The sequence below is a fragment of the Bacillus sp. FSL W7-1354 genome (assembly GCF_038002405.1).
GTDB classification, from domain to species: domain Bacteria; phylum Bacillota; class Bacilli; order Bacillales; family Bacillaceae; genus Bacillus; species Bacillus paralicheniformis.
This window is the reverse complement of the sequence record NZ_JBBOCL010000001.1, coordinates 2,177,894-2,192,196: the sequence shown is the minus strand read 5'-3', so window position 1 is coordinate 2,192,196 and position 14,303 is coordinate 2,177,894. Positions and strand designations below refer to the sequence as shown.

The following is a 14,303-nucleotide window of genomic DNA, read 5'->3' as shown; positions in this document are numbered from 1 at the left end:
TCGCATTCGTTGTCAGGCCTGCTAAGTCGGTGCTCACGAACAAAAGAGAAACGGCGGCTAACGGAGCAGGCGTCGTCCTGCCTGAACACTGCCGTCATCACAATCCTGTGAAAACCAGCTCCAATGCTCGGCCTTCCTAGACTGCAAGGGTTGCGGTTCACGCTAAAAAGATGAAAAAATCCCAAAACGTCTCTTAGCTTTGGGATTTTTTCAACAATCTGAGCCTGATTTCACAACAGAAACCAGGCTTTTCTCTCTTAATCAAATTGAAATAAATCGCTTGATAAATAGCGTTCTCCTGTATCGGCTGTCATACAGACGACCAGTTTGTCGGGAGGGAGCTTCTTAGCTGTTTCAACAGCGGCGAAGCAAGCGGCCCCAGAAGAAGAGCCGACAAGGATTCCTTCTTCCCGCGCCAATCTGCGCGTCATCTCATAGGCTTCTTCGTCCTTGATCTTTAAGATTTCGTCATAGACGTTTTCGTTTAAAATGTTTGGAATAAATCCCGGACTTGTCCCGACAAGCTTGTGCTTTCCCGGTTTGCCCCCGGATAAAACAGGCGACCCTGCAGGTTCTGCCACATGAACGGTTATCCCCGGAAATAACGCTTTCAGCTTTTCGCCTGTTCCGGTAATCGTTCCCCCTGTTCCTGCTGTTGCAACAAATGCGGCAAGCGGTTTGCCGATTTCTTCTATTGCCCGGGCAATTTCCAGAGCGGTTGATCTCCGGTGAGCCTCCGGATTGGCTTCATTATCAAACTGCATCGGAATAAAGCTGCCCGGAATTTCCCGAGCAAGCTCCTGCGCTTTTTTGATGCTGCCCGGCATCCTTTCATCCCCCGGCGTCAGGACGACCTCAGCTCCGTACGCTTTCAGAAGGTTGATCCGCTCTTTTGTCATCGTATCAGGCATAACAAGAATGGCTTTGTAGCCTCTTGCCGCAGCGTTCATCGCAAGGCCGATGCCGGTGTTTCCGCTCGTCGGTTCGATGATGGTTGAACCCGGTTTCAGCAGGCCTTTTTCTTCGGCATCCACAATCATTTGGTAGGCCGCGCGGTCTTTCACGCTTCCGCTCGGATTAAAAGATTCAAGCTTGATATAAACTTGGGCTGCGTTTTCGGGCTGAACGCGGTTCAACTTGACAAGGGGCGTTTCCCCGATTAATTCTGCAATATTGTGAACGGCTTTCACGGCTGTGCACCCTTTCCAAAAAACATGATTCTGTCATTATCCTATCATAAGGCCTCGGAAAGTGGAAAATAGAGAGGTTATAAGTCCTTATATTTTTTGTTAAAATATAGAGAAGACGAATGAGGAGGAAGCCATACATATGTCAGTCAAACCGCATTACTTTATTGGAATTCCAATTCCGGCGGAGCTTAGTGAGCCGCTTTATCGAACAGTCAGCAGCCGTCCGGAATTTTCTTTTCATAGATGGGTGCATCCTTTGGACTACCACATCACCCTCGTGTTCCTCGGCTCCGCTGAAGAAGAGCAGCTGGCTATGCTTGCTGACAGCCTCAAGCTGATCTCCGCTGAGACGGCTCCGTTTCAGATTGCCTTGAAACGTTTCGGAACCTTCGGCAAGCCGTCGGAGCCGAGAATTCTTCATGTGGAACCGGAATACTCAGACGCTCTCTTTCACGTGAGGGAACGGGTGAAGCATGCTGCAGATGCGGCGGGATTTGAAATTGAAAAACGGCCTTTTCATCCACATATGACGGTCGCCAGAAAGTGGAATGGATCGGCCTCTTTTAACGGCCGCCTGGAGCCTCTTGAAGACGCGGTGTCTTTTACGGCCGGGCATTTCACCATCTTTCAAACTCATTTAGACAGGCTTCCCAAATATGAGCATCAAGCCGTTTTCCATTTCGGTGAACGGCCGGCTGCAGAAAAGCAGGATTCGGAGATGAACGCAGATGGCACAGATTATTAAAATACAGGACTGCATTTCAAGGTATGAACAGGATCCTTATCATTATATCAACCAGTTTATCCGCTTGAAAAAGCAGCGCTGGCAGTCAATTAAAGAGATGGCTGAGAAAAAGAAAGACAGCCTTCATTACGATAAAGAAGCCGCCGATGATGAAACGGTCGGAAAAAGAAAGAAGACATTTACATTAAAGAGAAAAAAAGAAGCATCCGATATTAATAAAGGAAAAGAAGCCGATGAATGGTTTAACGGACTGGATGGAGAAACGGATGAAAGCTTGATTGCAAGAATTCCTGCGGCAGGGGAGGAACTCGTGTCGTTTTTCAAAGAATACGTGTACGAGTTTCAGCTGAAATGGGCAAGCTCGACAATCTCTGACATATCCAGGCTTTCCCGGGAAATAAAAAGCGATAAAATCCTGCACATTTTGGCACAGCAGCTGCCGGATTCATATTTCATCATGTATCGGCCGGTGCTGCAGGTGAATCAGGCTGCGGTAGAGCTCAGCGTCTTGATTCTCACACCTCTTGAGATCTACTGTATATCATTTCTCGAAGGCGAGAAGGACAGCGCATTTATCGGTTCCAAAGATCGTTTTTGGAAAGAAAAAACGGTAAGGGGAAGGGAACGGTCACTGTTAAATCCGGCTGTTGAGCTTCTCAGGACAGGCACGGTTCTTTCCGGCTTGTTAAAGGGATCGGGGATTGAACTGCCTGTGCGCAAAGTCGTTGTCAGCCGGACATCGTATATCGATTATCCGGAACCTCCTTACGGTATCAGCATTTGCGACAAAAGACACTGGAAAGAGTGGCTGGAGAAGCAGCAAAAGAACTTCGCCCCGATTAAAAGCCAGCAGCTGAAAACGGCGAAAATTCTGTTGTCGCACGGCGTCTCCGACTCGATGCGGAGACAGGAATGGCTGAGCTGACCGCCAGAACGTTATCCCGGCTTTTTCATACTATAAAATGGAGAATGGAATCATGAGCGATTGGTATATCATCATAAATCCAAAGGCGGGAAATGCGACGGCCTTCAGAGTATGGAAATCATTGCAGAAAGACCTTCAAAAGGCAAATATATCGTACCGCTCATTTATGACCCAGCATCCCGGGCATGCTGAAGTGTTGGCAAGGCAAATATCAACGATGCAGGATGACAGGCTGAAGCGTCTGCTGGTGATCGGCGGGGACGGAACCGTCCATGAAGTGCTCAACGGCTTAGTCAGCTTGCGGGACATTCAGCTGAGCGTCATCCCGTCGGGCTTAAATAATGATTTTAAACGCGGCTTTGCCGTGAAAAAATCGAATGTCATTAAAGAAATGAAGCGAAAAGGGCAATCGCTGACCCGGACCTATGCCCTCGGAAGCTTTCATACGAAAGACAGTGAAAACGAACTTTATTTTGCCAATCATCTCAGCCTAGGATTTGATGCCTGCGCCGTCAAAAAGATGACTGCTTTGCCGAAATGGACGGCTGCTCTCAGGCTGAATCATTTGATTCAGCCACTGATTTTCTTTGTTACGGCGTTTACGTTTAAACCGTTTGTTCTTTCGTATGAGAATGGGGATGACAAGCGTACGTTTAAAAAAATCTGGTTTGCGTCGGTTTCAAATCACCCCTACTATGGCGGAGACATGAAGATTGCACCGAACGCGAATCCGCGGGATGAGTTTTTAGATGTGATCATTATTGAAGACCGCTCCGTATTGAAAAAAGCCGGCCTCTTGTTTGCAATGATATTCGGCAAACACATCGGTAAAAACGGTGTTACGGCGTTTAAGACGAAAGAAATTTATTTTCATACGAATGAGCGGGTGCTCTTTCAAGCGGATGGAGAGGTGATCGGCTGGGCGCCCGTTTTCATCAAAACAGGGACCGAATCTCTTCGGTTAAGAGCATAAATCTTTCGAATGAAGGAGAGACTGAGATGCCGGGTATCAGCCGCCCCTTTGAAGCTTATCTCGATGAAATGAGAACGATCACTGTTTTAGTTCCGAAGAGCCGCGCCTCAAGCTGCAGCCCCCCTTTTCTGCTTGAAGATGATCAAGGAGGGAAGATAGAGCTTTCGGTAAAAGCGACGGAGGAGCTTGAGGAGAAATTCAAGTATGTTCTCGAAAGCAGCCGCCCCGTTCCATTCGGAAGAGTTCATAAAGTATGCTGTGAAGAAAGCGTCTGGACAGACCTGCAAATTGGTTCTGTTACGCGAAGTGCGGCGTTTGACAAGGCTTTTTTTTATGACGGCCGTCTCGGTGCTTTTTATTCAAAAGAGCGTACTTTATTTAAGGTATGGGCGCCGACCGCGAGTACGGCAGCGATCAAGCTGGAGAGCCCTGATTCGCTTCAAACAAATACTTTTCAAATGATGCGCAGAGAAAAGGGTGTTTTTGAGGTAACGATCGAAGGCGATCTGAACGGCTGGTCCTATTTATATAAGCTTTATGTAAACGGGACGCCGTTATTGACAGTCGATCCTTATGCGAAAGCTGTTACGGTAAACGGGGAAAAGGGCGTTGTAATAGATCCTGAGGAAGTCAAAGTGGAAAAATACCGTGCGCCAAGCCTTCACAGTCCGTGTGATGCGGTTATATATGAGGTTCACATCCGCGATTTTTCGATTCATGAAGACAGCGGTATGCGCCATAAAGGCAAATATCTTGCTTTCACAGAGGACGGAACTGAAACGTCCGGCGGCTTCTCAACGGGAATTGCCTATTTGAAAGAGCTCGGCGTCACCCATATCGAGGTTCTGCCCTTTCACGATTTTGCCGGAGTTGACGAGCTGTCTCCGGACCAATCCTATAATTGGGGCTATAACCCCCTTCATTTTAATGCGCCTGAAGGAAGCTATTCGCTCGATCCGCAGAACCCCAAAAGCAGAATCACCGAGCTGAAAACGATGATTCAGACGCTGCACAAACACGGCTTCTCCGTGATCATGGATGCCGTATATAATCATGTGTACAAGAGGGAAACATCCCCTTTTGAAAAAACGGTTCCCGGGTATTTTTTCAGACATAATGAATACGGTTTTCCAGCCGACGGAACAGGCGTCGGAAATGACATTGCATCTGAGCGGCTGATGGTGCGAAAATATATTCTCGATTCTGTCCGCTATTGGCTTGAAGAATATGATGTCGACGGAATTCGTTTTGATTTAATGGGCATTCTTGATATTGAAACCGTCCGCCAAATTAGTAAGCTTGCCGAGAATGTGAAGCCGGGCGCGCTCCTGTTCGGAGAAGGCTGGGATTTAAATACCCCGCTTGAAAGCGGGCAAAAAGCAACATTGCAAAATGCCAGGAAAGTTCCGGCGGTCGGCTTTTTTAATGATCGGTTCAGAAACGCAGTCAAAGGGAGTACATTTGAGCTCGGTGACCGCGGATATGCTTTAGGGGACACTGGAAAAAAAGCTGAGCTTCAACATGGAATTGCCGGCTCACCGGGATTCTTGCTGCCGCCACAGTCAATCAATTATGCGGAGTGCCATGACAATCATACGTTTTGGGATAAGATGGCCTTCTGTTCGGAAGAAGATGCCTGCACAAAACGGCTCAGACAAAGGCTCGCGCTGTCGATCGTCCTGCTTTCGCAAGGCGTTCCATTTCTTCATGCCGGGCAGGAATTTTGCCGAACAAAGAATGGGGACAGCAACAGCTACAGGTCGGGAGATGGCATCAACAGGCTCGATTGGGAAAAGCGGGCGGAGCTTTGCGAGGAAGTTGAATATGTGCGCCAGCTGATCAGGCTGCGGAGAAGCCATCCCGCTTTTCGTCTGCAAAAAGAGGAGGAAGTCAAGGAACATCTTTCTTTTATGAGCGGTACAGGAGAAGTGACGGCCTACAAGCTGAAGAACATTGCAGCATTTGATCCCTGGAACGAAATCATAGTGGTGCATTGTCCGTCTGCAAAAAAGGAAACGCTTGAGCTGCCCGCCCAGAAACAGTACTTGCTGCACTGCGATCCTTTTACGTTCTTCAATGGGAAGGTTCAAGCGGAAAAAAGGCTTCGGCTGAACGGCATCGGAACCTATGTTCTATACGAACCAAAAGGGATTTTTTAGTTTTGCTTGACGAAGTTTGGCGTCTAGCGCTAAAATTTAAAAGACGGCTATTGTTTAGCACAAATGACTCTCAATAGCCGTCTTTTTATTTGAATATAAAGAGACGACAATACAAGCGGTTTGCTGCCCGCTCTAGGGAGCAGATGCTTTTTAAAATCTTTTAATGAAATGATGGGTTGAAAATCGATATGAACTGGTTGGGACAATTACTAGGTAGCGAATGGGAGATTTCCCCCGCAGGAGGAGCTACAGGAGACGCATATTATGCAGAACATAATGGACAGCAGCTTTTTTTAAAGCGCAACAGCTCTCCTTTTTTGGCTGTCCTGTCCGCGGAAGGAATTGTTCCTAAGCTCGTTTGGACAAAACGAATGGAAAACGGGGATGTGATTACAGCACAGCACTGGCTCAAGGGAAGAGAACTGAAGCCGAAGGATATGAACAGCCAGGCGGTGGCTGAGATGCTTCGGAAAATTCACAGCTCCAAAGAGCTTTTAGACATGCTGAAGAGACTCGGCAAGCAGCCTTTTCAGCCAAACTCTGTAATCACTCAATTGAAGCAGTTTATCCAGGCCCGGCAATATCCGATACCGCAGCTTGACCAAGCCCTTTTGTATCTGGAGCACCATCTCGATGATGTACAGTCCGGAGAAAAGGTCGTCTGTCACTGCGATGTGAATCATAACAATTGGCTTCTTACAGATCAGAACCAGCTTTATTTAATCGATTGGGATGGAGCGATGATTGCAGACCCCGCGATCGATCTGGGGCCGCTTCTTTATCATTACGTTGAAGAGCGGGAATGGGGAAGCTGGCTCGAACGCTACGGCTCTTCGTTAACGGACAATCTCAGGCTGAGAATGGCCTGGTACGTATTGGCGGAAAAAGCAATGACAACACTCTGGCAAGAAGCGAAAGGCAATCAGGAAGGCTTTCACCAAGGGCTGGAACAGCTTCACGCATTAATGAAGCGTCTCGCCGGAGCTTCATGAAAATGAGCCGATATCTTCCACCCATTGTGTGAGATGATCCTGGTGTTCCTGAATGTGGCTGTTGATTGAAGCGGACGATTTTCCCCTCTGGCTGTACAAATAAATGTCTTCGAGAACGCCTTTCAGGCCGGCGTCAAGATTCGTATTTGCCATTAAAGACTTGATAATCCGCTCCATCTGTTCGCACTCAGCGACGGTTCCGGTGCAGTCTGCCTGATGGTCTGAGAGAATATCTTTTAATAGATGAATCTGATTTTGCTGATTTAAGCCCATAATATTGGCACTTCCCTTCATTCTCGGAGTATATGGATTAAAATGTTCAGAAAGCTGTAATTTATACGCGAAAGACCCGGAGGCCGATCTTCGGTCTTTTTTGCTTTGGAAGAGGCCTTGCGGGATTCCGGGATTTCATGGTATGTTGTAAGACGATATAATAAATAGAGGTGTAGTACATGCGAATGCGTCACAAGCCTTGGGCGGATGACTATCTGGCTGAAAACTCTCATATTGTGATCAGCGAGCCGTCTCAATGTAAAGGGAAATGGCATTCCATTTTTGGAAATGACAACCCGATCCACATCGAAGTAGGAACCGGAAAAGGGCAATTTATTTCAGGAATGGCCCTGCAAAATCCGGATGTAAACTATATCGGAATCGAATTATTTAAAAGCGTCATCGTAACCGCTGTTGATAAAGTAAAGCAGACAGAGGCGCCGAATGTAAAGCTTTTGAACATTAATGCCAATATGCTTTCAGACGTTTTTGCAGATGGGGAGGTCGACCGGGTCTATTTGAATTTTTCCGACCCGTGGCCGAAAAAACGCCATGCAAAGCGCCGTCTGACCAATCAAGCGTTCTTGAAAAAGTATGAGCAGGTGCTCGGAGGCAAGGGATCGATTCATTTCAAAACCGATAACCGCGGGTTATTTGAGTACTCCCTTACCAGTTTTTCCGAATACGGACTCGTTTTGACGTTCGTCAGCCTTGACCTGCATCAAAGCGATTTTCAAGGAAACGTGATGACCGAATACGAAGAAAAGTTCGCCGCTAAAGGCCAGCCGATCTACAGAGTAGAAGCTGAATGGCGAACATAAAAAAAACAGACTGCTTCCGGCGGTCTGTTTTTTTGCTTTCAAATGAAGCTTCGGGTTGCGTTTTTTGCTACGATAGGAGAAGGAGGGATGATCATGGAAACTTTAACAATCGGACGAATCAAGCTGACATGGCTGAACGGAGGCGTCACACACATGGACGGAGGCGCCATGTTCGGCGTTGTGCCCAAGCCGCTTTGGTCTAAAAAGTATGACGTCAATGAGAAAAATCAGATCGAACTGAGAACAGACCCTATACTTGTTCAGAAAGACGGCACAAATTTGCTGATCGATTCCGGTATCGGACGCGGCAAACTGACGGATAAGCAGAAACGAAATTACGGGGTCACCGAAGAATCGTCAATTGCTGACTCGTTAAAAGCACTCGGGCTCTCAACGGAAGATATCAACGCCGTTCTGATGACACATCTCCATTTTGACCATGCATGCGGATTGACGCGATATGAGGGAGAAAGCCTTGTTTCCGTGTTTCCGAATGCAGCGATTTACACGTCTGCGATCGAATGGGAAGAGATGAGAAATCCGAATATCCGCTCCAAAAATACATATTGGAAAGAAAACTGGGAAGCAGTTCAGCATCAAGTGAGGACCTTCGATGAGAAGCTCGAAGTTTTGCCGGGAATTACGATGCATCATACAGGCGGCCACAGCGACGGTCATTCCGTGATCGTTCTTGAGGATGCCGGCGAAACGGCCCTTCATATGGCTGATATTATGCCGACGCATGCCCATCAGAATCCTCTCTGGGTGCTGGCGTACGACGATTATCCGATGACATCGATTGCGGCGAAGCAAGCATGGCAGGCGAAAGCCGCCGAGAAAAACGCCTGGTACATTTTTTACCATGACGCCATTTATAGGGCATTAAAATGGGATGAAAACGGCGAGATTGCAGAGTCAGTAAAGAGAGAAAGGCGCTAAGCTATTTTGGTGAATGGTTTGCTTTGTAGTTATCCATCCTAAGGATAACTAACTTTTGAAAGGAAGACGACGGGTGAGCCACAATAATCTGAATGAACAAGTGATCGAGACGCAATTAAGAGGATTTGAAGTCCTTGCAACGCCCCTGCTGAACAAAGGGGTTGCCTTCCCTCCGGAGGAAAGGGAAGCTCTCGGCTTGACAGGATTGCTTCCTCCCAAGGTGCTGACGCTTGAAGAACAGGCAAAACGGGCGTATAAACAGTTCCAATCACAACCTGATGACTTGAGCAAAAACGTCTATTTAACGGCGCTTCATGACCGAAATGAAGTGCTGTTCTACAGGCTTCTGAACGACCATATGACAGAAATGCTGCCGATTGTTTATACCCCGACTGTCGGAACGGCAATCCAGCAATACAGCCATGAATACAGAAAGCCGCGGGGGCTGTTTTTGTCGGTTAATGACCCTGAAGGCATGAAAACGGCATTTGAAAATCTGGCCGCTAAAAAAAGCCGGATCGATTTGATTGTGGCCACTGATGCTGAAGGGATTCTCGGAATCGGGGATTGGGGAGTCGGAGGCATCGCCATTTCGATCGGAAAGCTTGCCGTTTATACTGCGGCTGCGGGCATCGATCCTAACAAGGTCCTTCCCGTTGTCATTGATGCGGGGACGAACCAGGAAAGGCTTCTCAATGATCCGCTTTATGTCGGGAATCAGCATTCAAGAATCAGAGGCGAGCGTTATGAATCGTTTATTGATCAATACGTTCAAATCGCAACCGAGACGTTTCCGGGCGTTTTGCTGCATTGGGAAGATTTCGGAACGCAAAATGCACGTCAGATTTTAAAAAAATACAAAGACAAAATTTGCACCTTTAACGACGACATTCAAGGCACAGGAGCAGTCACCCTTGCAGCGGTGCTTGCGGCCGTCAAAATATCGAAAATGCCCCTAAAAGATCATAAAGTGGTCATATTCGGAGCGGGGACGGCCGGGATCGGCAACGCAGAGCAAATTCGCGCCGCTCTTGTTCAAGAGGGGGTGTCGGAAGAGGAATCATACCGCCGTTTTTGGTGTGTTGACCGGAACGGTTTGCTGACAGATGATATGAACGACTTGCAGGACATTCAAAAGCCGTATGCACGGCCTGCCGACGAGGTCAAAGACTTTAGCCGGAACGGCCCGGGGGATACAATCGATCTGCTTGAGGTGGTAAAACAAGTGCAGCCTACCATTTTGATTGGAACCTCTACTGTATCGGGCGCATTTACAGAAGAAATCGTAAAAGAAATGGCAAAGCATGTGAAACGGCCGGCTATATTTCCGATGTCCAATCCGACGCCGTTATCTGAAGCAAGACCAGAAGATTTGATCAAATGGACGGAAGGGCGGGCGCTCGTCGCCACAGGAAGCCCGTTTGCGCCTGTCGATTACAACGGCACCCGTTATGCGATCGGCCAGGCGAACAATGCCTTTGTATTCCCCGGTCTCGGTCTCGGAACGCTCGTATCAAAAGCAAGGCTGATTACGGACAACATGTTTTACGCCAGCGCAGCTGCGATCGCGGGTATGGTTGACATCGGACGGCCCGGCGCAGCGCTCCTTCCGGAGGTTGAGGATTTGCGCACGGTTTCCGCAACAGTGGCAACGGCTGTCATTAAAGCAGCCATAAAAGACGGAGTTGCAGAAAATGAGCCGGGCGATGTGATTCAAGCTGTACAGGATGCGATGTGGCATCCGGTCTACCGGCCGATTCGCGCCATATAAAAAATGCGGCCATTTCAGGCCGCATTTTTTATATGCTATGCTGCGGTATCAATCACATCTACGATCATGCCTGTCTTCGCATCAACCATGACTTCGTACTGTTCAAGCTCTCCGAAAGCAGAACGTGTAATGCCTGTTTTGTACACCATGACGGTTTCGCCGTTTACGGTATAGGCTTCCGGAACGGTATATATCCATGAACCGTCGATCGGGCCTCTCTGTTTAAAAGCGGACTTGACGATGCGCAGCGCTTTTTCAGAAGAAATGTAAGGCTGCATGACATATTGTTTGACAACAACGGCCGCGGCAATGCCGATGCCGGCCCCAAGAAGAAAATGGCGCAGTTTCATCTTTTCAGCACCTCCAAAGCTTGTTTTTTTCATTATACAGAACATGTCCGTCCGTGTTAAGGATGGGCTCTCTTCTGGAAACACATCGCACACTTATGTAAAATGTAGAGAGATACATAAGAAAAGAGGGAAACAGATGAATCAGGAAACGAGAACGCTTTTTCAAACGTTGACGGAGCTCCCCGGCGCCCCGGGAAATGAACATCTAGTCCGCCGTTTCATGAAAAAAGAGCTTGAAAAATATGCTGATGAGATCCTCCAGGACAGACTGGGAAGCGTGTTCGGCGTTAAACATGGACCTGAAGACAGTCCGAAAATTATGGTGGCCGGCCATATGGATGAAGTGGGATTTATGGTGACATCAATCACCGACAACGGACTGCTTCGGTTTCAAACACTGGGCGGCTGGTGGAGCCAGGTTTTATTGGCTCAGCGGGTGGAAATCCATACGGACAACGGGCCGATCCCCGGCGTCATCGCGAGCACGCCTCCTCATCTTTTAACAGATGAGCAGAGGAGACGTCCAATGGATATCAAAAACATGATGATTGATATTGGTGCGGATGACAGGGAAGATGCCGAACGCATCGGTGTCAAACCAGGCCAGCAAATCGTGCCGATCTGTCCGTTTACCCCGATGGCAAATGAAAAGAAGATCATGGCGAAAGCATGGGATAACCGCTACGGCTGCGGACTCAGCATTGAGTTGCTGAAAGAACTGCAAGGAGCAGAACTTCCGAACACGCTTTACTCAGGCGCGACCGTTCAGGAAGAGCTCGGCACAAGAGGTGCGCAAACTGCGGCCAATATGATACAGCCTGACTTGTTTTTCGCGCTTGACGCAAGTCCGGCAAACGATGCGAGCGGCGACAAAAATCAATTTGGCCAGCTCGGCAAAGGGGTGTTGTTAAGGATTTTCGACCGGACGATGGTGACGCACAGCGAAATGAGAAATTTTGTGCTGGATACGGCAGAGACTCATGACATCCCGTATCAATATTTTGTTTCCCCTGGAGGAACCGATGCCGGTCGTGTTCACATCTCAAATGAAGGCGTTCCTTCGGCCGTGATCGGCATTTGTTCAAGATATATCCATACATCTGCTTCCATTATCCACGTTGATGACTACCTTGCTGCAAAAGAATTGCTGCTCAAGCTTGTCAAAGCTTGCGACAGTTCTGCCGTACAATCGATTTTGCGAAATGATTGAACAAAGAGACCCTGTGCCGCTTTACGCACAGGGTCTCTTTTTGATGATACAGCTACCGGCTTTCAAATACGTACGACAACGATTTAATCGCCTGATTGACAGTTTCTACGGTAATGTTCGCTTTGTTTGACAGTTCTTTTAACGGATGATGGAGTGACTCAGGACGGATGATGATCAGCGGCTTGCCTTTGGCAATCGCGTATGAAGCATCCATCGCCGTGTTCCATTGCTTGTATTTTTCCCCGAAAAGAGCGATGACCACATCCGCTTTGTTCATTAAAACGGAAGTTCGAAAATTATTCAAATCCGAGGCTGCATCATCTTTCGCGATCGAATCAGCCTGCTTGCCCATAATTTCTTCACCGATGTTGTCGGAGCGGTCGTGATTTTCCATCGGTCCGACAAACGTGATCGGCAGCTTGAGCGATTTTGCTTTTTCCTTCACTTCTTCACGCCAATTGCTATGTATTTCTCCGGCAAGATAAACGATAAATTCCATACATGCTCCTCCTGACTGTCATGGGATCACGGCGCAAGGCGCCTTAACGGATATTTTTACCCTATTACTTACCATGTTAAACGAGAATGGCTTGATAAAGCAAAAAAATTATGCTTATGATATGAAAGAGGATCGGATCGTTAAGATTTTCCCTTTTTAAAACGGGTAAGATACATAAAGAATCGTCCATCTTTTAAAAAAGCAGGTGGACAGCAAAAGGCTGGATATGGAGCCGGTTGTCTGGTATGATCCGAATGGATGATAAGAACATATATTGGAGGCGTTGAGTGATGAAAACGATCGAGACGAATGAAGAACTGCAAAAAGTTGTGAAAGACGATTTATCCTTGTTGATGTTTTCGGCTGACTGGTGCCCGGACTGCCGTTTTGTAGAACCGTTTTTGCCCGAGCTTGAGGCGAACTATCCGGAATTTACATTCTATTATGTTGACCGTGACAAATTTATTGATACGTGCGCGGAGTGGGACATTTTCGGAATCCCGAGCTTCCTCGTATTTAAAGAAGGAAACGAAATCAGCCGCTTTGTCAGCAAAGACCGAAAAACGAAAGAGGAAATCGAGCAATTTTTGACAGATTCCCTGAATAAGTAGCCGAAAGGAGAGTTCCTCTATGAAAATGACGTCAAGGAAACTTTCCGATATATTAAAAAAACGTTTGCAAAATGACAACTGGTCCTTTCATTTCGATAGGGAAAAAGACACCTTGAGAATCGAGGATAAAAATACAGGAAAAGGCATTACACTCGAACTCCCGGGGATCATCGCCAAATGGGAGCAGAAAAAAGATGATGCGATTGACGAAGTCGTCTATTATACTGAGGAAGCACTCAATGCCATGAAAGGCCAGTCGCAGGAAATGGAAGGGCGGGAAAGTCTCATCTATCCCGTCATCCGCTCGACTTCCTTTCCCGAGAAATCCAGCGCAGGCGTTCCCTTGATTTTTGACGGCCACACGGCTGAAACACGAATATACTACGCGCTCGACCTTGGAAACACATACCGGCTGATCGACGAAAAAATGCTGGAAAAAGAGGGCTGGACAAAGGAAAGGATTCGGGAAACGGCTTCCTTTAACCTTCGCTCGCTCCAAACCGTTGTCAAAGAAGACGCAGTCGCCGGCAATCACTTCTACTTTTTCAGAGCAAATGACGGCTATGACGCCAGCAGGGTGTTGAACGAATCGATTCTCGCAGAGTATGAGAAAAGCGCGGAAGGGACACTGGCGGTGTCAATCCCGCACCAGGATGTGCTGATTATTGCCGACATCCGCAACAATGCCGGATACGATATTCTCGGGCAAATGTCGATGAGCTTTTTTGCAAACGGAACAGTGCCGATCACTGCGCTTTCTTTCCTTTATGAGGATGGAAAGCTTGAACCGATCTTTATTCTGGCTAAAAACCGCCCTAAAAAGAAATGATAGAAAGGAATTTTTC

Annotated in this window: 15 protein-coding genes; 11 read left to right on the top strand and 4 right to left on the bottom strand. The window is 47.6% G+C overall.

Translation table 11 applies throughout. The features are described from left to right. Positions 1 to 257: 257 nt before the first annotated feature. Positions 258 to 1,190, bottom strand: coding sequence for a cysteine synthase A (gene cysK / locus MKZ04_RS11110; RefSeq protein WP_075212773.1), 933 nt, complete (start codon positions 1,188 to 1,190; stop codon positions 258 to 260). Between the two features lie 139 nt (positions 1,191 to 1,329). Between cysK and thpR the strand changes: the two genes are divergently transcribed. From thpR to MKZ04_RS11085, 5 genes are all read left to right on the top strand, one after another. Beyond that, on the top strand, positions 1,330 to 1,935 hold the full coding sequence (thpR, locus tag MKZ04_RS11105) for an RNA 2',3'-cyclic phosphodiesterase (protein ID WP_075212772.1): 606 nt from the start codon (positions 1,330 to 1,332) through the stop codon (positions 1,933 to 1,935). Beyond that, positions 1,919 to 2,860, top strand: coding sequence for a hypothetical protein (locus tag MKZ04_RS11100; protein ID WP_095290801.1), 942 nt, complete (start codon positions 1,919 to 1,921; stop codon positions 2,858 to 2,860). The genes thpR and MKZ04_RS11100 overlap by 17 nt, the downstream gene beginning before the upstream one ends. 52 nt (positions 2,861 to 2,912) lie before the next feature. Then, positions 2,913 to 3,833 carry a YegS/Rv2252/BmrU family lipid kinase gene (locus MKZ04_RS11095; protein ID WP_025810988.1) on the top strand — a complete coding sequence of 307 codons (921 nt, stop codon included), beginning with the start codon at positions 2,913 to 2,915 and terminating at the stop codon, positions 3,831 to 3,833. A 26-nt stretch (positions 3,834 to 3,859) separates the two neighbouring features. Beyond that, positions 3,860 to 5,992 carry a type I pullulanase gene (gene pulA, locus MKZ04_RS11090; protein ID WP_341045903.1) on the top strand — a complete coding sequence of 711 codons (2,133 nt, stop codon included), beginning with the start codon at positions 3,860 to 3,862 and terminating at the stop codon, positions 5,990 to 5,992. Between the two features lie 188 nt (positions 5,993 to 6,180). Further along, positions 6,181 to 6,984: a phosphotransferase family protein gene (locus MKZ04_RS11085; RefSeq protein WP_025810990.1), complete on the top strand. Its 804-nt coding sequence runs from the start codon at positions 6,181 to 6,183 to the stop codon at positions 6,982 to 6,984. On the opposite strand, the gene MKZ04_RS11080 is transcribed toward MKZ04_RS11085, so the two are convergent. Further along, on the bottom strand, positions 6,979 to 7,257 hold the full coding sequence (locus MKZ04_RS11080) for a YtzH-like family protein (RefSeq protein WP_020452620.1): 279 nt from the start codon (positions 7,255 to 7,257) through the stop codon (positions 6,979 to 6,981). The genes MKZ04_RS11085 and MKZ04_RS11080 overlap by 6 nt on opposite strands. Before the next feature lie 179 nt (positions 7,258 to 7,436). Between MKZ04_RS11080 and trmB the strand changes: the two genes are divergently transcribed. The 3 genes from trmB to MKZ04_RS11065 all read left to right on the top strand — a co-directional run bounded on the left by trmB (position 7,437) and on the right by MKZ04_RS11065 (position 10,788). Continuing rightward, positions 7,437 to 8,078, top strand: a complete 642-nt coding sequence (gene trmB, locus MKZ04_RS11075; RefSeq protein WP_341045900.1) for a tRNA (guanosine(46)-N7)-methyltransferase TrmB — start codon at positions 7,437 to 7,439, stop codon at positions 8,076 to 8,078. 93 nt (positions 8,079 to 8,171) lie between these two features. Beyond that, positions 8,172 to 9,017, top strand: coding sequence for a YtnP family quorum-quenching lactonase (locus MKZ04_RS11070; RefSeq protein WP_023855520.1), 846 nt, complete (start codon positions 8,172 to 8,174; stop codon positions 9,015 to 9,017). A 73-nt stretch (positions 9,018 to 9,090) separates the two neighbouring features. Next, positions 9,091 to 10,788, top strand: coding sequence for an NAD-dependent malic enzyme (locus MKZ04_RS11065; RefSeq protein WP_020452617.1), 1,698 nt, complete (start codon positions 9,091 to 9,093; stop codon positions 10,786 to 10,788). 35 nt (positions 10,789 to 10,823) lie between these two features. On the opposite strand, the gene MKZ04_RS11060 is transcribed toward MKZ04_RS11065, so the two are convergent. After that, a complete protein-coding gene (locus MKZ04_RS11060) occupies positions 10,824 to 11,138 on the bottom strand; it encodes a PepSY domain-containing protein (RefSeq protein ID WP_020452616.1) in 315 nt (104 codons plus the stop codon). A 136-nt stretch (positions 11,139 to 11,274) separates the two neighbouring features. On the opposite strand from MKZ04_RS11060, the gene MKZ04_RS11055 reads away from it, so the two are divergent. Then, positions 11,275 to 12,348 carry a M42 family metallopeptidase gene (locus MKZ04_RS11055; RefSeq protein WP_020452615.1) on the top strand — a complete coding sequence of 358 codons (1,074 nt, stop codon included), beginning with the start codon at positions 11,275 to 11,277 and terminating at the stop codon, positions 12,346 to 12,348. Positions 12,349 to 12,400: 52 nt separating this feature from the next. Here the strand turns inward: MKZ04_RS11055 and MKZ04_RS11050 are convergent, their stop codons facing one another. Then, on the bottom strand, positions 12,401 to 12,847 hold the full coding sequence (locus MKZ04_RS11050; RefSeq protein WP_020452614.1) for a YtoQ family protein: 447 nt from the start codon (positions 12,845 to 12,847) through the stop codon (positions 12,401 to 12,403). A gap of 290 nt (positions 12,848 to 13,137) precedes the next feature. Between MKZ04_RS11050 and MKZ04_RS11045 the strand changes: the two genes are divergently transcribed. Next, positions 13,138 to 13,458 carry a thioredoxin family protein gene (locus MKZ04_RS11045; protein ID WP_003184462.1) on the top strand — a complete coding sequence of 107 codons (321 nt, stop codon included), beginning with the start codon at positions 13,138 to 13,140 and terminating at the stop codon, positions 13,456 to 13,458. 19 nt (positions 13,459 to 13,477) lie between these two features. Then, on the top strand, positions 13,478 to 14,287 hold the full coding sequence (locus MKZ04_RS11040; RefSeq protein WP_020452613.1) for a DUF1444 domain-containing protein: 810 nt from the start codon (positions 13,478 to 13,480) through the stop codon (positions 14,285 to 14,287). The last annotated feature ends 16 nt before the right edge of the window (positions 14,288 to 14,303 follow it).

What these genes read in the sequence shown, in the direction of transcription:
- thpR (WP_075212772.1), top strand. Translation starts at nt 1,330, where the DNA reads ATGTCAGTCAAACCGCATTACTTTATTGGAATTCCAATTCCGGCGGAG.
- MKZ04_RS11100 (WP_095290801.1), top strand. Translation starts at nt 1,919, where the DNA reads ATGGCACAGATTATTAAAATACAGGACTGCATTTCAAGGTATGAACAG.
- MKZ04_RS11095 (WP_025810988.1), top strand. Translation starts at nt 2,913, where the DNA reads ATGAGCGATTGGTATATCATCATAAATCCAAAGGCGGGAAATGCGACG.
- pulA (WP_341045903.1), top strand. Translation starts at nt 3,860, where the DNA reads ATGCCGGGTATCAGCCGCCCCTTTGAAGCTTATCTCGATGAAATGAGA.
- MKZ04_RS11085 (WP_025810990.1), top strand. Translation starts at nt 6,181, where the DNA reads ATGAACTGGTTGGGACAATTACTAGGTAGCGAATGGGAGATTTCCCCC.
- MKZ04_RS11080 (WP_020452620.1), bottom strand. Translation starts at nt 7,257, where the DNA reads ATGGGCTTAAATCAGCAAAATCAGATTCATCTATTAAAAGATATTCTC.
- trmB (WP_341045900.1), top strand. Translation starts at nt 7,437, where the DNA reads ATGCGAATGCGTCACAAGCCTTGGGCGGATGACTATCTGGCTGAAAAC.
- MKZ04_RS11070 (WP_023855520.1), top strand. Translation starts at nt 8,172, where the DNA reads ATGGAAACTTTAACAATCGGACGAATCAAGCTGACATGGCTGAACGGA.
- MKZ04_RS11060 (WP_020452616.1), bottom strand. Translation starts at nt 11,138, where the DNA reads ATGAAACTGCGCCATTTTCTTCTTGGGGCCGGCATCGGCATTGCCGCG.
- MKZ04_RS11055 (WP_020452615.1), top strand. Translation starts at nt 11,275, where the DNA reads ATGAATCAGGAAACGAGAACGCTTTTTCAAACGTTGACGGAGCTCCCC.
- MKZ04_RS11050 (WP_020452614.1), bottom strand. Translation starts at nt 12,847, where the DNA reads ATGGAATTTATCGTTTATCTTGCCGGAGAAATACATAGCAATTGGCGT.
- MKZ04_RS11045 (WP_003184462.1), top strand. Translation starts at nt 13,138, where the DNA reads ATGAAAACGATCGAGACGAATGAAGAACTGCAAAAAGTTGTGAAAGAC.
- MKZ04_RS11040 (WP_020452613.1), top strand. Translation starts at nt 13,478, where the DNA reads ATGAAAATGACGTCAAGGAAACTTTCCGATATATTAAAAAAACGTTTG.